The sequence below is a fragment of the Sphingobacterium paludis genome (genome assembly GCF_004364125.1).
In the GTDB taxonomy this organism is placed as follows: domain Bacteria; phylum Bacteroidota; class Bacteroidia; order Sphingobacteriales; family Sphingobacteriaceae; genus Sphingobacterium; species Sphingobacterium paludis.
Genome location: NZ_SNZV01000008.1, coordinates 83064 through 102401 on the forward strand (window position 1 = coordinate 83064; position 19338 = coordinate 102401).

Here is a 19338-nt window from a genome sequence, read left to right on the forward strand (position 1 = left end):
TATCCATGGCGCCAAGCCCTTATCCGGATTAAACATAGAACGGTAGTTTAGATTGCCTAAAATTGAAAATCTAAGGCGCCGTAATTCTTAAACTTTTATTGGGCGGATGCTCCTTTATTTTTTTTCAACATTAAATATATGGACACAATAAAGGTTATAAGATAAAGAATACCCAACCCCGTCTTCCGAAATGCGAAGTTTTGGAAGTCAAACTCTCTTAACAAGGCCAAGCCAATAGGAAATGCAATGCACGCAAATAGTAAGTTGAAACCGAATTTATTTTTCATAATGTATTAGATTGATACGTTGGCAAACGCTGCAGCGGATTTTATTCTCTTTATGAAAATAAAGGAAAAAAGAAGTCAATTGTAACTTTATATAATAGTACCCCTAAAGCCAAAAATAGGCCATCTCTTACAGTCTTCATATTATTCATAATTTGCCCAAATATATTAAAGTAACTTGGCAATGAAAATAGGCTGACAACGTTTTTGAGTGGTTATTGCAAACCAACGTATAATCAATAACCAGTTACTTCTGGGCTGCGCTTGTTCAGTAATCAATTTGTTCCTATGGGGTGACAGACAAAATTCTTCTGGCACCTGTAGGGATGCTAATCTATTGTATTTAACCTGTAGCCACTAATTCAAATAGGTAGTTAATAGGTCTCGTAAGTTTTCGACAGATACAGAATATGTGATAATGTTTCCTACCTCATCAAATACAAATATATCTCCTCCAGAATTTTGCATTTTGTACTTTCTCCAAATACGATGTTTATCATTCAATTCCACAAGGTTACTCCAAGGGTAACCGTCGCTATTCGCGGCGAGAATCGCATCCTTCAACGAACGTTCTCTAGCAACACCGATAACCGATAGGCCCTTTTCACGAAAATCATTATACAGAGTAATTAACTCAATTCCTTTTTTTCTACAAGGTAGACACCAAGATCCCCAAAAGTGAACTATAGTTATTTTTCCGTTCATGAATTGGGAAAGGAAGTGCTTTTCTCCTGCAAAATCTACTGCCTCAAAATCAATAAACCTTTCTCCTTTCACTATTTCCCTACTAGCATTTAGGGAGGTTTCCATATTTTTATATAAATAATTATTAGATAAGACTAGATATTGCTTGCCAAATATTGCTTTAAGTATCGAAAATTTGATATTCACGGGTGTTCTATGCCCACCATCAATCAGATTAAAAAGATTGGAAAGTTCGAGTAAACCTATGAGATCACGCCTATTTTGAACGTCCTCATACATGTAGGTTAAATAACCAGAATACATCTCCTCGTAGGCCTGCTCCAGACTGTCTAAATATTTTCTCCTATTTAGTGAAAGCCTGTCATTATATGCAGAATCAGCCCCACTACGCTTAGACAAACTATCAACTAATATTTCTGCTGCTCGTATTGAATCTTCTAACTTCCAAAAAGGGAATTTTTCATCGACGACATGGTTGTATCTGTCCAGTTCTTCGTTAAAAGGAGTACCTGCTAGCTTATTTTTGCGATGGAAATGTATAGGGTAAAGCTCCATCAACAACACACCCGGTTCTGCAAGAAAGGAAATAGGCTTAGAAATACCATTCTCGAACTCGTCTGAGAATACTAATTCATACCATTCAACGTCCTGTGTTTCAATTTCAAATGAGAAAGACCCATTAGTTATCTCAACGGATTGTATCGGAAATCTTTCGTCTTCACCTGATCTGATGAGTATCAAATTGGTACTATACGGTCTATCCTTCACGGTTCCGATAACCTTACAAACATTAGCTAATGCGGGGTTTGCATTACTATGCATTGGAAGAATAAAGAGTACCATTGCCACAACAATTGACGATAGTAATTTCATTGAGTCATGATTCGGCATAAGGCTCACCTAGGGTTGTAAAACAAATTGTTAGTTAGTCTAAACTACAAAAAACGATTAATATTTTACCTACCTAAAACACAAAAAGCCCGACTTTCGTCGAGCTTTTTATGTCGGGGTGGGAGGAAGACTCCATACCCCCACAAATATATAAATCAATTGGTTGAAAAGCCGCTCACCTTTCTGCTCACATATATTTTGTTCGGAGATTGACGTTAAGATAAGGGTTTAAACTAACAAAAGAAAGCAATCGGCTACAGCTTTATTGGCTGGCGAAAGAAAAGAAAGCCGTGTATGACACATCAACCACTCTCTGTAAACAGCTAAAGCGAGTACGGCGCAGGGCAAAGAGCAGTGGGGGTTTCGCAAGCCAGAAATGAGCGAAGGGGAAAATGAATTATTTCTTGTATAGACTTTTTTAATCGCTGTCGTGGTTATACAGATGTTGTAACCTTTCTTCTCTAAGCCTTTTCGGAGTTCGGTGTCCAGGGTCCAAATTTTGTAATGTTTGTATCGGTTCAACGCTACGAAAAAAACATCATCAAAGTCTATATCTATTACAATATCATAGGCTTCGAGATAGTATTTTTTGGGAATGTCTTTGGTTTCTATTATGGTGATGGCTTCCTTAAAAGCTCTTATTTCAGCCTTTAGCTGTCTACGGTTGAGTGGGGAGAGTTCTTCTATCTTAGCCAAATGTCTGTCTACTTCTTCAAACAAATAACTCGGTGCAAAAAACTGCAATTTGCTTTTTGCCCTGCTACCATACCATTAGGGGTTATCAATGCACTGAAAATGATATTACTATCCGTAATAACAATCATGCATCAATTAAATCTTTAAACATCCGCTTGGTCATGTTTCTATTAGCCTTTTTCGATAGTTCCAATATAGCTTTATTGATTTCCTTTCTCGATTTCGCAGGCTTTTTTTGCTCCGTTTTCTTTTTGGGATTCTTCTCCTCCGTATTCATAACATGATCATTTACACAAAGATACTTAATATTGCTATACAAATATACATCAAATCATGTATAGAGGAAACTCCTGTACGACGCAACAATTCATCGTAAACAGCCAAAGCGGAAAGAGCAAAGGCTAAGAGCGGTGGGATCTGGCAAGCCTCAAAATTGGATACAACACAAGCTAAACCGATGACCATCGCGATCGGTTGGTCATGTCCAAAGATTGAGCAGGTCAGCTATCGGTGTGAAGCATCACGATTTGGAACAGCTTTTTGTCCTTGGGAATGGCCACACCTTTTTTTGCATCTTTCGGTTCTTTCCTGATGAACTAATTGCGGGACGTATTGATCGGGATATCCTTCCCGTCATAACTAAAGTACCGACATACCATCTTATAGAAGGGACTTTGGTGATCGCTCCTTAGAAGTTTACGACCGCTTGGAAGTTCCAGATCACCGAGCTGCTGCAACAGGTCGACAAAGGTTGAAAGATGGTCATTGTAAAATAGTTCGGATTATTGGTCACTAAATCCGGTGTACTTTCGCTCGGAACCCGTGGTGTACTTTTTTCGGAATATTCATCTGGTATCCCTAAACAAAAATAGCATCGAGGTAATAGTAGACTTACCTGTTTTTGGAAGGCTTCATAATCACTTACAAAAACTAGAAACTTTAATCCCAAATATCAAGACTAAGCTCCGATATTTATATAAAATGTGTGTCATTATTATTCGGTTGTTTCGGTATCAATGCCACTAACGAACAAAGGCTTGACGAGGGCGGGGTTTCGTAGCTCAAAATTTTAATCTCTTAGTAATAGTTCAATAAAAGGGCAAAATTCCACTTTACACTTCAGCCCACCTGACGCAAAACCCGTGTTAGCGGTATGGCGTTCTATTTCTATCGTCATTTTCAAATTGTGGGGAAATGAAAAAGCATTACCTCTATTTGAATCTTTTTATTTCTGTCATCAGGTAAAGTGAATTCATAGTTGATGGAATGTTCGTATGTGTCTTTAAGGTGTCTGCTGAAATTTGAGTGTTTAGTGATTTCTGTTTTAATTGTTATAACTATACTTGTCATTTCCTTTTGGTCAACAAAGAATATCAAAGCTGTCTTAGAGTCACGATGTGTTAAGTAGCCCAAAAGTTGGTCTAAGGCCTCTGTTAATTTTTTCTGACCCTTCCAAAATTTGCATTCGGCAACAAATAAATTTGTTCCGTCTTTAGCATATTTTAGAAGAATGTCTGTTTTCCCTTTTTTATTGAAAGCTTCACCAATACCTGTGGTTGAATCATATCTTGTTTCAAGAAACAATAAAAAAACATCTCTCAAATCTTCTTCGTGTTTGTCTTTGTATATTGATGGCTTACGTTCAATTGCCTTTCCTACATTGTATAAAACCTCTCTAATGTCAGTATAAACTTCCTCTTGAAGAATGGGAATTTTCTCTTTCGCTACCGTTTTACTTGTTTCCGTCGCAGGTGTTGGAATAGTTTTTTTTACAATAGTAGGTGGAACCAAATATTCTGTGGATTTCGGATTTACTTTCAATCCTATTTTTTCCATAAAGTCGAATTTCTTAGAAACAATAGCTTTTCTACTTTCTAATGACTGCTTAATTAGTCCCTCAAGTCCAGTATTCCAAGGTTGGATTTCTCGATGAATTGTTGGAAGATTAGAGCTTAGAGTTCCAACTATTTTATTCACTTCGGAAAAATATGTGTTTTCGTCAAGCTGTTCGAGAACAATAGTTGCCGTTACACTTGTTTTATTAATAGTAGCACCCTTGTCTAGATATACGATAGTAGAAGTAGATGGGTGACAGTAAAACAAATCACTATTGCCTTCAAAGGGAATCGTGACAAAAATTTCAAACACTTTTTGTTTGTAAGTCTCGCCCCAATGATTTTGCCTTTGTCTTGTAGTTTCTTTTGGTTCAGAAGGTTTAGGCTCAGCGATAATAATTGGTTGTATTGAATATTCATCCTTTAGTCTTTCCACTAAGGAATTTATATCAGTAGATTCAGTAATTTCTGTTTTGTCAATACGCTCCATAAGTCCTTTTCTATAATCACTTATAAAGTTGTTCAAGAAATATTTATTAAAAAGGTTTCCCATCATAATTTGGTGTCTTTTTCGCTTACCGCTAACGGGCCGCGTATTGGCGATGGGCGGGTATTTTAGCACTCAACTCTAATCGAAAAACAAAAGTTGAATTTTGCACTTCTGTTGAAACGAAGCCGTTCAACCTGCCTATTGCCAATACGATGTTATACGGTCGCTTTTTGAAAATCAATTATTTGCTTTTTTAGTTCGTCCGAAATGTTTGTCCATAAAGTTTGGTCTGTCAGCACAAGTTTGTAATTACATTCAATTTCTGCAACACCTGTAATGTGTCTAAACCAATCAAATTTTTCCATTTTCTTGGTTTTGGTGAATAAAGAAAAGGTCCGTTGTTGTCCCAATGAACATCTGTCGCAGTTCTATAAATCAATGTAAAACGCTCTTTGTTCGGCTTAATAAAAAGTCGCTCTTTGTCGTCAATTCCAATTTCTAAAATCTTGTCTGTTGTCATAAGTCGTCCTTGAATTTGTCGTTATATGCTTTTACGTAATGTGGAAATTCCTCCTCAAAGCATTCATAAGCTACGTCTTCTATGGTGATTTCAAATTCTCTCCGTCCATTCTACTTATTTGGTTTCCTAACCCTTTATTTCAATTCCGTTTTCGTTTATAATTTTTAAGTTCTCTATTGTTCGGGTTGAAATTAATTTGTCTTCAGGGTAATCGTCTGCTAACTCTATATTGTTGTCTTTCAAGTTCAGTCGTTCCTATAAGTTCGTCGTCAAGAAATATCTCGTATCGCTTTGTTGTCATCGTTGGACGTTTCGTTAAAGTGTCGCATAACGGTTTCGGGCTTTGCGTTCGGGCGGGTTTCGGAGTACAAAGCTTCAATTTATTTCTAAAGTTTATTAGAAGGATATAGCTCGAAGTTTGCAAGTCAGCCCGCCTAACGCAAAACTGCTGTTAGGTGATGACGTTTTTGTCTTTAGTATGTTCTTTGTCCTTATCAAGGTTGTTCAGTTTTATTTTTCCTTTCATCATATTCTTCCTTGAAAAGTGTAGGAGCTACCAACTCCAGTAATGGTGACAGTTTCCACAAACCCTGCTTGTGGAAATATTTATCAATATACATTGAAAATGGGACAAGTTTTGACATTCTCATTTGTTTATATTCTTCAAGATACTGCTCATATTCAGCTTGAGACTTGAAGTTTCGCTTTTTCTGCTTCTCTACTTTTTTGTTTTCGTGATAAAGGTTTAACATTTCATGCAAAGAAATTTGGTTAGAAAGTCCGACTTGATTGTAAATAAGTGAGTCAATATTTACTACTGACAATGGTTTAACATGATGAATAAACAAACCTTCTTCATCCAACTCTAATAAGGCATCCTGAAACCAATAGTCGATCAGTTCATTAAATCCCGGTGTGTCGTATTGATGGTCGTGAGTAAGCAACACAGGATAAATGAAAACATCCTTGTAATAGTAGTCAATATCAGCGGAAAATTCATTTTTTAAAATTCTGCGGATACTGTTAATCAATTGCAAAACTGCTTTTGGTTTAATCTTTCCGTAAGGTAATTCCTCAAAATCCAATACTCTTCCAAACTCTTCCTCGTATATATTGAAGTCGAATGACATTTTTCTATCGACTGATATCAGGAAATCTTTTGATTCAATGAGCAGAATGTTTTTACCTTTTCTTACATAATAATCAGGAGCTGCATCAATTTTCATATGGGCTAGTTCCTTACCCGAGAAACGAAGGCATTTATCAGGGTAAATACTCTCCATTACTTGATAGCAAAGAATCTTTTCAGAGAACTCATCACCATAAAAGCTTTTGATTTCCTTAATTCGGCTTGCCGCAGGCAACGTCCTATTTACATCTCTCAAAATGAAATAAACACCTTTGAAAATCTTTTCTACGACAAAAAGATTGAAAATAATTCTGTAAACACCATCCTTCACTTTATAGAATGGTTTGGATCTAATTGTTAAAAAGTCATTTGGGTCAAGCTCATCTTGTTCTTGAACCATAAGTTTCTCAATGAATGAACAGCTTTGTTCAAACTTCTCTCCGGACTCAACAACAATGTCTGTGTATGTTTCACTTTCGCTTTTAATGGCAGATGTAGTTAATGGCAAGAGACTTTTTAAATATTCTTGCCATGTTGAACAATTGAAATAAGCTAAAAATGCCAACAACAGAGGCTGTGTTTTTTTATGCGATTCAAGAAACTGAAATAGGTAGATTGCCTTTATCATTTGCGTTGCCCAAATCTGATTGATGTCATAGTTCGATTTATCCGAGACAGGATATTGCATACAAAACATCATCATTGGAATTTTCAATTCCTCATCGCTTTCACTTGCAGATGGAAAGGCAATACTTTGTTTTTCGGTAAATTCAGAATTTAATACCAAGTATGCCTTAAACAAGTTAATTTCTAACTCGGCTTGTGTTTGCGTTTCTGGCTCTTCGGGTTTTGAAAAGAAGTACTCAAACAATTTTAAACTTGCATAAGTGTTTATTATTCCAATGAGAACGCCTTTCTTTTCAAACTCTTTTATACGGTTGTATATTTGGTTTGCAAGCCCGTTATTTTCTGCACGGAAGAACATTCCAAGAAATTCTCTTTTGTTATCAAACGTTGATTTGTGATTCTTAAATCCTAAAAAGAAAACTGCTGCATTTAGAATCATTTCTCTGCTGCTTCCTGCCAAATATTGTTCAATAGTCAATCTTTCCTCGTCAGGAAAGGCAACTTCAAACTCTAAGATTTGTCCCATCCTAACTGTGTTGGCAATATGTAATTTGTCTGGTATCAAAATGGATTATCTTTTTGTTATGCCGGTCGCTGTTTGTTACACAGTTGTATTTTACGCTTAAACCTAACGGTTTGCAGATTTGCGATGGTCGGGCTTTTCAGCACAAATGTTCATTCGGAGGACAAAACATTTGGCTACCACAAAACTATCTGCGGAGAACGTCACCCCGCCTATTGCAAATGTGCTGTTAGGCACAGTAATTCTATTCTTCTCCATATTTTCTTTCGCACTCTTTACACATATCAGCCGAGTCCACATTTATAAACTCATCTCCACAAGATTGACATTCTTCTTTCCGATGGTCTATTAGTTTAAGTGAAAATTCACCTAAATGGTCATGGTCATCACTTGTGTCAACTAAGAAAATTAAACCACATCCTCCTTCACATTCCTTTGGTTTATCAAATTCCGTCTCTGGTAAAGGATTAATTGAATCGCACTTTGGACATCTAATATGTAGGCTATTGCACCATTCGCAATTTCCACTAACTACCTTGTCATATTTACTATTTTCATTTTCTGTGTCATATTCGTTTTCTAATTCGAGTTCACTCCAAAAATGTACAATATTGCCCATCCCTTCTCTATTTCCTGAACATTCGTCACAGGCAGTGTAATCAGGTTCATAATCGTCTTCAAAGAAGTCAATAGTAAAATAGAAAGATTCCAAAATTTCACCCCCTTCCAATGTAAGGCTATCGTAATTATGCACACCTACAGGATATTCCCAAACTTCAAAGTTTGCTGTTATTTGATTACCACAGTCACAATCAAAAACCTCAGTTGCTTCATAATGATTTTCTGGCCCCATACTTCTCTCACTACTTTCAATGCAATCAAAATCTAAATTGAATTCCGATTTATGGTAGCTATGTATTTTACCGCAACTGTCACACTTAAATCGGAGATAATCTCCTTTAATGTCTTTTGTGTTCAAAAACTGAGTAATATTTTGAATAGTTTGTGGCGAAAATTTTGCTTCGAGATATTTGTTGGCTTTAAATAAAAATTGCGGAAGATTATACATCCAAAATTCTACGTTTGAATGGTCTTTTATTTCCTTAATCAATTCTTCTCTCGGTGCAAGTATTCGGTCTTCTGTAGCAGATTTATCTAAATAGCACCAATCGTCATCTTTCTTAATGTCATTAGTGATGAAAATTACAGGCATTTTTTTCTCTTTCGAGAATTCTAAAATTTGTTTCCAAATAATTAGATCACCAAAAATCTGTGTTCCCTTTTTCTCCCTTTGTTGTAAATCTCCATATCCGGGAGGTATTTTAAATTCATAACGATGCTTCCCTTCTTCAGTAATCGAGATTACTTCATCGTATGTGAATTCTCTGCCAACATTAAAAGAATTTTCAAGAGCTTCCAAAATGTCATCGTTTGATTTCATCTCCAAAATTTCTTTTTCAGTTGTTGAAATTCGTTTTAAAATATTTTCTTCAAATGACTTTACTTCTTTTTCAAATTTTTCAATTTCCGTTTTAATCTTCTCAATTTCAGTTTGTTCAATGTGAGGATGTTTGTCATCCTTAATAGTTTCTCTTGAAATTTCATCAACTCTTTTCTTAATTTCTTTTGCTAAAGAATTTCTAATTGCATTAATTTTTTCCTTTAGAGGTTCATATTTTTCCTTTACAGGTTTAGGGATTACGCCCTTTCTGTTTTTCAAGAATTCGTATTCGACGTGAAATGGAAGCCATAGTCTATCAACAAGGTTGGTGAAAATCTCTTCGTATATTTTCTCTCTAGTCTTCTTTGGCAAAAAATAAAAATCCAACAACGCAGAAGAGTCGAAAACAAAAACAGCCGTTTCCCAAAGTCTTTGCTCTTTTTCTTCGTCAATTATATATGGTTTGATGTTGTCTTTGTTCATCGGTTATGTATTACTATTATTGTGCGTAACGGTTTCGGGCTTTGCGTTCGAGCGGTTTTCGGACACAAAGTATCAATTTATTACTAAAGTTCAATAGAAGCACAAAACTTCAATTTTGCACTTTAGCACGCCTACCACAAAACCGGGGTTAGCGGAAGGCTTTTTTATAATTCTCTTAATGCTTTTATTATGTCTTCAGTTGAGTGAATTGATGTGTTTAATGCCATTTTATCTGCCAATGTCGGACTAAACTTAAGCACTTCGTCTTTTGAAATTTTGTGCCAAATTGGAAGTATTACTTTGTGTCCATTAATTTCTCTTGCTACCATTCCATTGAGTTCATATTCTGTCCAGTTTTTCTTAACGAAAGAGGGTGAGATAATTACGATACCAAATCTAGAGTTTGCTAATCCCGCATCTATTTTCTTTCTTAAACTGTCTCCGATTTTCAATTCGAACTCATCGTACCAAACTTCAAATCCGTCAACTCTTAAAGCATCAGCCAAACTTCTAACAATTTCATCTTTGTCTTCCGAAGCGTGTGAAATAAAAAAGTCATATTGCTTTGCCCTTTCTGATGAATCACCCTCAATTAGAGAAATTTTAGAAGAATAGTTTTGATTGATTAAGTAGTCTAACTGTGATTTTTGTTCATCAATTGAACGCTGTAAATCCCTTTGAAAGTCAAGTTGTTTTTGATTTTGTTTTTTTAATTCACTCTCTTCTGCTTTTCTCAAATCTTGCTTCTTCTTTCCTAAGTCAACTGATTTAGTAGCAATACTTTTTTGATAATCTGCTATCTTTTTTTTAGAATTAAAAATATCATTTTGATAACCTTGAATTTGCCTTTGTTTACTTTGTAAAGAAAATAAAGAAGTACGTTTATTAATAGACTTATTTACTGAATCAATCTGCTTGTTTTTATCATTTTCTTTTTTACTTTCGGTAGCTATTTTTTTGTGAAAATCTGCGATTTCCTTTTCTAATTTATTTATCTGATTCTGGTAATAATTTGGATTCATTGTTATGTGAGTCTTTCTGATAACCTTTCCGCTAACAATTCATTTTCACAAAACTAATATACGAAAATATTCACTAATCCATCTCTATAGATGAATTACGTATCACAAACAACAAATGCAATGATACTGAATGAAAAAATTAAACTTGATTACTTATACTCTAAAAGACATTTAAACAAACTGCCAAATTTCTTTTCCAAAGAAGAGATCAGATTACTATTAGATAACACGGAAAACAATAAACATAAGGCCATATTAGAAACTATATATAGCTGCGGACTTCGCCTTAGTGAGTTACTAAACCTCAAAATAAAAGATATCCGATCATCTGATAAGATTATACGTATAAACCAAAGCAAAGGAAACAAAGACCGAATTGTTTCTTTGCCTAATAAGTTGCTAGATATTTTACGCGAATATTATCTATTTATAAATCTAGGGACTATCTTTTTGAAGGAGAAAGTAGAAATCGATATAATGAAAGAAGTGTTCAGCTTATTTAAAAAAATCATTATCAATGGCTAAGATCAAATCCGAAGTTACAGTCCATACGTTACTACATTCGTATGCTACACATTTAATTCAGTCCGGTATTGATATACTAATTGTTCAAGAATTACTAGGTCATGAGAATATCAAGAATACCATGATCTACACACATATCACAGGTATTGATAAGAAGAAGACACCAGATCCACTAAATTTGTTAATAATGCAAAGAAACACTATATGAGACTACTCTAAACTAGACTTACCTATCTTAATATCAAGTTGAAAAACAAGTGATTTTTGTCCAAAATGTGCCCAAAAACACAAAAAGCCACTGATTATCAACGGCTTTTGCCGGGGTAGCAGGATTGCTTCAGCCGCACAAGTCCCGCACCCAACCCTGAAGCTCCTGCGGATCGAACCCAGGTTCGCATCAGCCAACCCCTAAAACAAAAAAAGCCCGACTTTCGTCGAGCTTTTTTTGTCGGGGTGGCAGGATTCGAACCTACGACCTCCACATCCCAAATGTGGCGCGATACCGGGCTACGCTACACCCCGAAAAGGTATCACCTTTGTTTTGTGTGGCACAAATATACGGCATTAATCAATTCTGTCAAGCACTTTTTTCAGCATAAGTGCTAATAGGCTCATTGATTGAGAGATATTCTTTAAGCCCAAAAACAATCGCCACCAGAAATGATGATAAAAAAAGTAAAAAAACAGCAGCATCCTTATAAATATTTACTACCTTTGCACGCACTTGTAAAAGAGTGGTCAGATTATTTGAAAAGTATTTTTTTATATTAAAAAAAAGCTGTAATATTGCAGTCCGATTTTTACAGGATATAAATCGTTAATAATTACTCGAAATCATGGATTTAGTAAAATTTGTAGAAGAACAAGCGGTAGTAAGAAATGAGAATCCCGCTTTCAAAGCCGGAGATACCATCAGCGTTCATTATAAAATTCGCGAAGGAAATAAAGAGCGTGTTCAGGTGTACCAAGGTGTAGTTATCCAATTAAACAGCGAAGGTGCTAACGCTACTTTTACTGTTCGTAAGATGTCTAACGGTATTGGTGTTGAACGTATTTTCCCTGTAAACTCGCCAAACATTCAAAAAATTGAAGTAAACAGCTACGGTAAAGTGCGTCGTGCAAAATTATTCTACTTGCGTGGCCTTACTGGTAAAGCTGCTCGTATCAAAACGAGACGCGTATAATTTCCGCTTACTTCTTCACAGACATATAAAAAAGCTTCCATCATGCAGATGGAAGCTTTTTTATGTAATACCTTCCTGCTTGCGGCCGCCAAACGGCACGACGTCTTTGAGTGAACACCAGCTCCCCCCACTCCCCAACCAAAAGCTTTACAAAATTTGTGTTACAATATGCTTTCGTAAGTACAATTACGTATTTTCAGCTTTTAAAATCATGAGATACGTACCCTTCTTATTTATTAGCTACTTCGCCCTATCAATGCCTACAGCTCAAGCTCAACGGCAAAATCAGGTAGTACAGATGCAGACCACGCCCTTAGTTTATGCCGCCACAAGAACCAACACCGCCATCGAGATAGACGGCCAGGCAAACGAAGCCGCCTGGTCCAAAGCAGCGTGGACCTCCGCTTTTACAGATATAGAGGGCGAGTTCAAACCAGCGCCGAAACTCCCGACGAAAGCAAAAATGCTATGGGACGACGATTACCTCTACATCTACGCAAAGCTGGAAGAACCTCATATATGGGGAGATATCACCGAGCACGATGCCATCATCTATCATAACAACGATTTTGAAGTCTTTATCAAACCATTTGAAGAACAATCCTTCTATTACGAAATAGAAGTAAATGCGCTAAACACCATCATGGACCTGATGATGCCCAAAGCTTACCGGCTGGGGGGCGACGCCCTTATGCACTGGGATGTGAAAGGATTGAAAAGCGCCGTCCATATCAAGGGAACGCTCAATAATGCCGATGACGAAGATCGCTATTGGGCTATTGAAATGGCAATCCCGTTCCGTTCTCTACATACCTATGCCGGTAAGGCCACCCCAAAATTAGATAGCTTCTGGCGCATCAACTTTTCCCGCGTGCAATGGCAACACGAAATCATCAATGGTACCTATACCAGAAAAAAATCGGGCAATAAGCTCGTCCCTGAGGACAACTGGGTTTGGTCGCCAATAGGCGTAGTGAACATGCACCACCCAGAACGCTGGGGGTACCTCAAATTTGTGGACACCGCACAAGCTGATGCAAAGCCACCAAAGACAGACAAGGCCGAGCGGCTTGCCTGGAACATTTTCTATCTTCAGCAGGCCTACCAGCGTGAAAACCGCTCCTATGCCCGCAGCGTAGAGGCATTGCCAAAGTATAAGGAACTTCTTCAAGGCGCAATTGGAAATCTTACCTGTTCGATCTTGGTGAACAACGCTAAATCCTTTTACAAGCTGACAGTAACCGATACTGCCAATAAATTCAGCATCACATTAGACAATCACGGAAATTACCACACACACTATGAATAGCAGAAGAAACTTTTTAAAGGCGGCTGGCGTTGGTTTGGCTGCACTACAACTGGGCAATACCACCGCACAGGCCACGCCCTCTGTTACCGAGCAACCTCTTTTGTTCGATTTCTGGCTCTGGGCACGCCCAAATGACAAAGAAACCGAAACGCAACTGAAGAAGCGGTACCAGAGCTATCGGGAAGCCGGTGTTCGCGGCATTTTCTTCGAGAACTATAGCAAGCGTCATTTTCAAATGGCAAAAGAACATGGACTGGAAACCCATCGTTGGATGTGGACAATGAATCGTGGAGAGAAAGAGTTGCTCGAAAAGCATCCGGAATATTACGCGGTAAGCCGATCGGGCAAGTCTTGCGCAACCAACCCTCCTTACGTTGGTTATTACCGCTTTCTTTGCCCATCCCACCCGGATGTACCGAAATACCTGGAAGAAAAGGCCCGCGAACAATTGAGCAAGGAAGACGTCGATGGACTGCATTTGGATTACATCCGCTATCCGGATGTCGTATTACCGATCAACCTCTGGCAAAATTACAACTTGGATCAATCTAAGGAGTTGGCCGACTACGACTTTTGCTATAGCAAATTTAGCAAAGCAGCGTTTTTGGAAGAGACTGGTATTGATATTGATAAAGTCGAACGCCCCGAGCAAAGCCTTTCTTGGCGATCTTTCCGATATGGACAGATCACGAAGGTGGTAAACCGCATATGTGCAGCAGCACAGGAGTATAAAAAACCGGTCACGGCAGCCGTATTCCCTACACCCGACCTTGCTCGCCGTATCGTGCGCCAAGACTGGCCAAGCTGGAACCTATCGGGTATCTTTCCCATGATTTATCACGGCTTTTACAAAGAGCCGATCCATTGGATAGGCACGGCAGTAGATGAAGGTGTGAAAAGCCTGCATGGCAAATTTCCACTATATGCAGGCCTCTACCTGCCCGATTTTAAAAACTTGGACGAATTGAAATCCGGCATACAGCTGGCGAAAGACAATGGTGCAGCCGGCGTTTCACTCTTTGGCGAATCAGATTTTGATGCAGCAACCATCCAGTTGTTGCGCTCACTAAAATAAATCACAAAGCCGTTTGCATCATATCTCCCAACGACTTGCAAACGGCTTTCCTTGACCCTGAAACTTTTTCTTACCGCCTATAAGGGCTGACAAACAATATTTTTAATTTCGGTTAGTCTGTAAAAAACTGTACCTTTGTATCCCGTACATAAAGCAGATTTAGAGCCATTTTTTCGGTTCGAAATAGTTGAAATTCCATTATTGCTATGAGTAAATATATCTTCGTTACGGGCGGCGTAACCTCGTCGTTGGGAAAAGGCATTGTTGCTGCATCGCTTGCCAAACTTCTTCAAGCACGCGGTTTTAAAGTGACCATCCAAAAGTTTGACCCCTACATCAACATCGACCCAGGAACATTAAATCCGTATGAACATGGTGAATGTTACGTGACTGAAGACGGAGCGGAAACCGATTTGGATCTTGGGCATTACGAGCGCTTTTTAAATGTAGCAACTTCTCAGGCAAACAACGTAACAACAGGACGTATCTACCAACATGTGATCGAGCAGGAAAGAGCCGGTGCCTATTTGGGCAAAACGGTGCAAGTAGTTCCGCACATCACCGATGAAATTAAACGTCGCATGCAACTACTCGGCCAAACCGGCGAGTACGACATCGTCATCACGGAGCTGGGCGGTACTGTGGGCGACATTGAATCGTTACCTTTTATTGAGGCGGTGAGACAGCTTCGTTGGGAATTGGGCAATAGCGATTCTTTGGTCATTCACCTTACACTGGTGCCCTACCTTGCGGCAGCTGGTGAGCTAAAGACAAAACCTACACAGCACTCGGTGAAGACACTGCTCGAGTATGGTATCCAGCCCGATATTCTGGTCTGTCGTACCGAACATAAACTCACGCAAGACATTCGCAAAAAACTAGCGCAATTTTGTAATGTAAACATCAATGCCGTCGTGGAATCCATTGATGCGCCTACTATTTATGATGTTCCATTGAACATGTTGCGTGAGCAATTGGACAAAACTGCCCTGACAAAACTTAAACTTTCTACAAAGCAAGAGCCCGATCTGGAAAGCTGGAAAGCATTTTTGGGAAAACTTAAAAACCCAACAAATGAAGTACAGATAGGTTTAGTCGGTAAATACGTTGAACTTCCAGATGCATACAAATCTATCACAGAAGCGTTTATACATGCCGGAGCGATAAACGAAACGAAGGTAAAAGTAAAATATATCGCTGCAGAAAGTATCCATGAAGAAAATGTTCAAGATAAGCTCAAAGATTTACATGGTGTGCTGGTGGCACCCGGTTTCGGAGAGCGCGGGCTGGAAGGAAAACTTGCAGCCATCCGCTATGTGCGTGAAAACAAGATTCCTTTCTTCGGCATCTGCCTAGGCATGCAGTGCTCTGTCATCGAATTTGGCAGAAACGTACTGGGGCTTAAAGGAGCGAACAGCTTCGAGATGGACGAGAAAACGGCTCATCCGGTGATTAACCTCATGGAAGAGCAAAAGACCATTAAGAATATGGGCGGCACCATGCGCCTTGGCGCTTACGATTGCGAAATAAAAAAAGGATCAAAGGCTTATGCTGCGTACGGTAAGGCAAAAATATCCGAACGTCACAGACACCGTTATGAATTTAACAACGCCTATCTCAAACAATATGAAGAGGCAGGTATGGTCGCTTCTGGGGTAAACCCTAAAACGGGATTGGTAGAAATTGTAGAACTGAAAAACCATCCGTTTTTTGTGGCGGGACAATTTCACCCAGAATTAAAGTCGACCGTAGCAAATCCTCACCCACTTTTTGTTAGCTTTGTAGCCGCTTCTTTAGCCAATAAAAAAGGCTAAAAAGAGGCGATTGTGAAATTGAAAATTAAAATAGTAGAAATGGATAGAAATACCCTAATTGGATTAGTGCTGATTTTTGGAATTCTGGCAGGTTCATTTTATTTGATGAAACCATCTGAGCAAGAATTGAAACAGGAACAAAGGCTCCAAGATTCAATTAAACGAGCAAAAGACGGGTTAACGCCGTTGGCTGATACCAGCAAAGTGATTACAGCAACCGCTGTTGATTCTTCAGCCGTATTGGGAAAGCCGTTTGGCACCGCACGGTTGGGCGAAGAGCAGATTATCACCTTGGAAAATGAAAAAATCATAGCCAAAATAAGCTCAAAAGGCGGACAGGTGAAATCTGTTCAGCTTAAAGACGAGGTGAATTACGATGGCACTCCGCTGATGGTACTGGATGAAAATCACAATGCATTTGGGTTTGCATTCAAGGCAAATGGTGAAAACATCAATACCAGTGAACTTAACTTTACGCCCCAAGGCAACAGCGCGACAGTAGGTGGAGAAAACGCCCAATCCGTCAGCTTTCGTCTGAACTACAGTCCCACACAGTATTTGGAATACACCTATTCCATCAAAGGTAATGATTACAGCCTGGGACTAGATGTAAAAGCGGTGGGCATCCAAAATCTGATGGATGTGAAAACGCGCACCATTGCGTTGAACTGGGAGAGTTCATTGCTGCAAAAAGAGCTTAACGGCAAATCCGAGCGTGAAAAATCGACGATCTTCTTTAAAGAAGTTGCGGGCGGTGTAGACCACCTTTCCGAAACCAGCGACGATACAGAAAAGCCGGAAAACAAAATCAACTGGATCGCATTTAAGCAGCACTTCTTTTCCGCAGTCTTAACGTCCAACCAGCCGTTGAACAATACCGAACTGGCCGTAAGCGCGGATGCGGCACCGCATATCGTCAAACACTACAAAGCATCAGCCGACCTGGAGTTTGCCGCTCAAAAAGACAATCAGTACTCCTTTAACTTTTTCTTCGGCCCTAACAAGTACAAAGTATTAAAGGCACAAGGCAATGATTTCCAACAAATCATTAACATGGGTTGGGGGCCAATGGGCTGGATCAATAAGTTTATTACTGTCCCTATCTTCGATTTCTTGGATGGTTTTGCCATGAGCTACGGTATCATCATTTTGATTCTCACCATTTTTCTCAAAGGCGTATTGTTTCCACTGACTTACAAATCATACCAGTCGATGGCTAAGATGCGTGTCTTGAAACCACAGTTGGATGAAATTAAAGAAAAAGTTGGCGAAGATAACCCTATGCTGCTACAGCAAGAACAAATGAAATTGTATAAGCAGGCGGGCGTTAATCCGTTGGGAGGCTGTCTACCGTTGGTTTTGCAAATGCCATTCACCCTAGCCTTTTTCTTTTTCTTCCCGAATCTTTTCGAACTGCGTGGAGAGAGCTTCCTGTGGATAAAAGACTTATCAACGTATGATGCCCCGATTACCTTCCCAGCGATATTCGGTATCAATCACATATCATTAATGTGTGTGTTGATGACCTTAACTACGCTATTGACTACATGGTACAATAACGCCACATCAGGCGCGGCTAATAATCAGATGAAATACATCGGCTATATCATGCCATTGATCTTCTTCTTCGTCTTGAATAACTTCCCTGCCGGATTGAACTATTATTACTTCCTTGCTGCGGTATTCACATTCTTAACACAGGTTATTATCCGTCAGTTCTTGGATGATGACAAGATCTTGGCTAAGATTGAATCGAATAAGAAAAACCCGAAAGTGCAGAAAAAATCGTCTTTCCAACAAAAGATGGAAGAGATGATGCGCCAGCAACAGGCGACGCAACAAAAGAAAAAATAAGGTCACCTTATGACGGTACTATAAAACGAAAAGCTCGGAAATTTCCGAGCTTTTCTGTTCATAAGGCATTCCGTTAGTATCTCCTGAAATTATTTCGCTGGCTTTTCAAATCCGTCTTTAGTTGCTCTCTTTGCCATCTCGTCTACACGCTTTTGTGTGTCAGGATGCGAAGAAAACAATTTCTTGGTTAGTCCGCCACCTGATGCACCACCGGACATTTCGACCAAACGCTCGAAGGCCATGGACATATACCAAGGATTTACGTTGTTATCTTTCAAAAATTTGTATCCGTAATCATCAGCGGTACTCTCTTGCTTCCTCGAAAAACTCATGTTAGCAACCTGCTCGCCAAGCTCGCCCAATTGCGAGTCAGACAACGCCGCAGCTGTCCCGCCTTGCGAGGAAACGCCCTCTTTCAATGCCGACGTCATTAAAGCAGATTTAAAGGCGTCTCGCGAATCCGTATTTTTAACATGACCAATCTCATGACCGATCACACCCAAAACCTCGTTATCGCTCATCGCCTCCATGAGCCCCGCGCAAACGCGAACACTGCCATCAGCACAAGCAAAGGCATTCACATCACGCACCAGATACACCTTATAGTTTAAATTTAAACCATCATAATTTTGCAAATTCGAGGTCAGTTTTTTAAGGCGAATAGCGAATGCATCATCTTCCGGAGCAACGGGATTATTCTCGTCCATCCACTGTACATACTCTTTCGTGTATGCTATAACATCCTCATTGGAAAGTGTGACTGCCTTCACCGCCTTCGTCGCCGCTCCAACCGTTTTAGTATTAATTCTGATCTGCCCAAAGGTAACCGTACAGAGCATCATCGCAGAAGCGCTCAATAAAATGTGTTTAGTAATCATATGTAGTCGTTTTAGTTTAATACACTAGGGTCTAACCGCCCCGGCCTTTTTAA

17 protein-coding genes, 1 tRNA gene and 1 pseudogene are annotated in these 19338 nt (G+C 39.0%); 7 read left to right on the forward strand and 12 right to left on the reverse strand.

Features of this window, described 5'->3' with window-relative positions; all coding sequences use genetic code 11:
* Positions 1–95: 95 nt before the first annotated feature.
* The 10 genes and pseudogenes from B0I21_RS20320 to B0I21_RS15820 all read right to left on the reverse strand — a co-directional run bounded on the left by B0I21_RS20320 (position 96) and on the right by B0I21_RS15820 (position 10646).
* Positions 96–287: a hypothetical protein gene (locus tag B0I21_RS20320; protein ID WP_133641450.1), complete on the reverse strand. Its 192-nt coding sequence runs from the start codon at positions 285–287 to the stop codon at positions 96–98.
* Between the two features lie 354 nt (positions 288–641).
* Entirely contained in the window at positions 642–1862 is a 1221-nt protein-coding gene (locus B0I21_RS15790; RefSeq protein ID WP_166637882.1) for a TlpA disulfide reductase family protein, read from the reverse strand.
* Between the two features lie 246 nt (positions 1863–2108).
* Positions 2109–2624, reverse strand: coding sequence for a PIN domain-containing protein (locus tag B0I21_RS15795; RefSeq protein WP_262708494.1), 516 nt, complete (start codon positions 2622–2624; stop codon positions 2109–2111).
* Between the two features lie 76 nt (positions 2625–2700).
* Entirely contained in the window at positions 2701–2853 is a 153-nt protein-coding gene (locus B0I21_RS20205) for a hypothetical protein (protein ID WP_166637883.1), read from the reverse strand.
* 902 nt (positions 2854–3755) lie between these two features.
* Complete coding sequence (locus B0I21_RS15800; RefSeq protein ID WP_133641452.1) at positions 3756–4967, reverse strand: hypothetical protein; 1212 nt, start codon at positions 4965–4967, stop codon at positions 3756–3758.
* A gap of 149 nt (positions 4968–5116) precedes the next feature.
* Positions 5117–5266, reverse strand: coding sequence for a hypothetical protein (locus B0I21_RS20325; RefSeq protein WP_208292372.1), 150 nt, complete (start codon positions 5264–5266; stop codon positions 5117–5119).
* 44 nt (positions 5267–5310) lie between these two features.
* Positions 5311–5421, reverse strand: a pseudogene (locus B0I21_RS20600) (hypothetical protein); the annotation flags it as partial.
* Positions 5422–5915: 494 nt separating this feature from the next.
* Positions 5916–7703: a hypothetical protein gene (locus tag B0I21_RS15810; protein ID WP_133641454.1), complete on the reverse strand. Its 1788-nt coding sequence runs from the start codon at positions 7701–7703 to the stop codon at positions 5916–5918.
* 241 nt (positions 7704–7944) lie between these two features.
* Positions 7945–9624, reverse strand: coding sequence for a PIN-like domain-containing protein (locus B0I21_RS15815; RefSeq protein WP_133641455.1), 1680 nt, complete (start codon positions 9622–9624; stop codon positions 7945–7947).
* A 164-nt stretch (positions 9625–9788) separates the two neighbouring features.
* The gene (locus tag B0I21_RS15820) at positions 9789–10646 is read right to left on the reverse strand and encodes a TIR domain-containing protein (protein ID WP_133641456.1); all 858 of its coding nucleotides are present in this window, start codon (positions 10644–10646) and stop codon (positions 9789–9791) included.
* A gap of 120 nt (positions 10647–10766) precedes the next feature.
* Between B0I21_RS15820 and B0I21_RS20420 the strand changes: the two genes are divergently transcribed.
* Both B0I21_RS20420 and B0I21_RS20480 read left to right on the forward strand, forming a co-directional pair.
* Positions 10767–11171 (forward strand): tyrosine-type recombinase/integrase, encoded by a 405-nt coding sequence (locus B0I21_RS20420; protein WP_243836172.1) that lies wholly within the window; start codon positions 10767–10769, stop codon positions 11169–11171.
* A complete protein-coding gene (locus B0I21_RS20480) occupies positions 11164–11379 on the forward strand; it encodes a tyrosine-type recombinase/integrase (protein ID WP_262708495.1) in 216 nt (71 codons plus the stop codon). Before B0I21_RS20420 ends, B0I21_RS20480 begins: the two co-directional genes overlap by 8 nt.
* A gap of 240 nt (positions 11380–11619) precedes the next feature.
* Here B0I21_RS20480 and B0I21_RS15830 read toward each other — a convergent pair.
* Positions 11620–11693, reverse strand: a tRNA-Pro gene (locus B0I21_RS15830).
* A 314-nt stretch (positions 11694–12007) separates the two neighbouring features.
* On the opposite strand from B0I21_RS15830, the gene rplS reads away from it, so the two are divergent.
* The 5 genes from rplS (at position 12008) to yidC (ending at position 18407) form a co-directional block, all read left to right on the forward strand.
* Positions 12008–12355, forward strand: coding sequence for a 50S ribosomal protein L19 (rplS, locus tag B0I21_RS15835; protein WP_133641457.1), 348 nt, complete (start codon positions 12008–12010; stop codon positions 12353–12355).
* A gap of 211 nt (positions 12356–12566) precedes the next feature.
* Positions 12567–13664, forward strand: a complete 1098-nt coding sequence (locus B0I21_RS15840) for a carbohydrate-binding family 9-like protein (protein ID WP_133641458.1) — start codon at positions 12567–12569, stop codon at positions 13662–13664.
* Complete coding sequence (locus B0I21_RS15845; protein ID WP_133641459.1) at positions 13657–14739, forward strand: family 10 glycosylhydrolase; 1083 nt, start codon at positions 13657–13659, stop codon at positions 14737–14739. The genes B0I21_RS15840 and B0I21_RS15845 overlap by 8 nt, the downstream gene beginning before the upstream one ends.
* A 206-nt stretch (positions 14740–14945) precedes the next feature.
* Entirely contained in the window at positions 14946–16553 is a 1608-nt protein-coding gene (locus B0I21_RS15850; protein WP_133641460.1) for a CTP synthase, read from the forward strand.
* Between the two features lie 39 nt (positions 16554–16592).
* Positions 16593–18407 carry a membrane protein insertase YidC gene (yidC, locus tag B0I21_RS15855; protein ID WP_133641461.1) on the forward strand — a complete coding sequence of 605 codons (1815 nt, stop codon included), beginning with the start codon at positions 16593–16595 and terminating at the stop codon, positions 18405–18407.
* Positions 18408–18496: 89 nt separating this feature from the next.
* Here yidC and B0I21_RS15860 read toward each other — a convergent pair whose 3' ends face one another.
* The gene (locus tag B0I21_RS15860) at positions 18497–19285 is read right to left on the reverse strand and encodes a M48 family metallopeptidase (protein WP_133641462.1); all 789 of its coding nucleotides are present in this window, start codon (positions 19283–19285) and stop codon (positions 18497–18499) included.
* Positions 19286–19338: the final 53 nt, after the last annotated feature.

What these genes read in the sequence shown, in the direction of transcription:
- B0I21_RS20320 (WP_133641450.1), bottom strand. Translation starts at nt 287, where the DNA reads ATGAAAAATAAATTCGGTTTCAACTTACTATTTGCGTGCATTGCATTT.
- B0I21_RS15790 (WP_166637882.1), bottom strand. Translation starts at nt 1,862, where the DNA reads ATGAAATTACTATCGTCAATTGTTGTGGCAATGGTACTCTTTATTCTT.
- B0I21_RS20205 (WP_166637883.1), bottom strand. Translation starts at nt 2,853, where the DNA reads ATGAATACGGAGGAGAAGAATCCCAAAAAGAAAACGGAGCAAAAAAAG.
- B0I21_RS15800 (WP_133641452.1), bottom strand. Translation starts at nt 4,967, where the DNA reads ATGATGGGAAACCTTTTTAATAAATATTTCTTGAACAACTTTATAAGT.
- B0I21_RS20325 (WP_208292372.1), bottom strand. Translation starts at nt 5,266, where the DNA reads ATGGAAAAATTTGATTGGTTTAGACACATTACAGGTGTTGCAGAAATT.
- B0I21_RS15810 (WP_133641454.1), bottom strand. Translation starts at nt 7,703, where the DNA reads ATGGGACAAATCTTAGAGTTTGAAGTTGCCTTTCCTGACGAGGAAAGA.
- B0I21_RS15815 (WP_133641455.1), bottom strand. Translation starts at nt 9,624, where the DNA reads ATGAACAAAGACAACATCAAACCATATATAATTGACGAAGAAAAAGAG.
- B0I21_RS15820 (WP_133641456.1), bottom strand. Translation starts at nt 10,646, where the DNA reads ATGAATCCAAATTATTACCAGAATCAGATAAATAAATTAGAAAAGGAA.
- B0I21_RS20420 (WP_243836172.1), top strand. Translation starts at nt 10,767, where the DNA reads ATGATACTGAATGAAAAAATTAAACTTGATTACTTATACTCTAAAAGA.
- B0I21_RS20480 (WP_262708495.1), top strand. Translation starts at nt 11,164, where the DNA reads ATGGCTAAGATCAAATCCGAAGTTACAGTCCATACGTTACTACATTCG.
- rplS (WP_133641457.1), top strand. Translation starts at nt 12,008, where the DNA reads ATGGATTTAGTAAAATTTGTAGAAGAACAAGCGGTAGTAAGAAATGAG.
- B0I21_RS15840 (WP_133641458.1), top strand. Translation starts at nt 12,567, where the DNA reads ATGAGATACGTACCCTTCTTATTTATTAGCTACTTCGCCCTATCAATG.
- B0I21_RS15845 (WP_133641459.1), top strand. Translation starts at nt 13,657, where the DNA reads ATGAATAGCAGAAGAAACTTTTTAAAGGCGGCTGGCGTTGGTTTGGCT.
- B0I21_RS15850 (WP_133641460.1), top strand. Translation starts at nt 14,946, where the DNA reads ATGAGTAAATATATCTTCGTTACGGGCGGCGTAACCTCGTCGTTGGGA.
- yidC (WP_133641461.1), top strand. Translation starts at nt 16,593, where the DNA reads ATGGATAGAAATACCCTAATTGGATTAGTGCTGATTTTTGGAATTCTG.
- B0I21_RS15860 (WP_133641462.1), bottom strand. Translation starts at nt 19,285, where the DNA reads ATGATTACTAAACACATTTTATTGAGCGCTTCTGCGATGATGCTCTGT.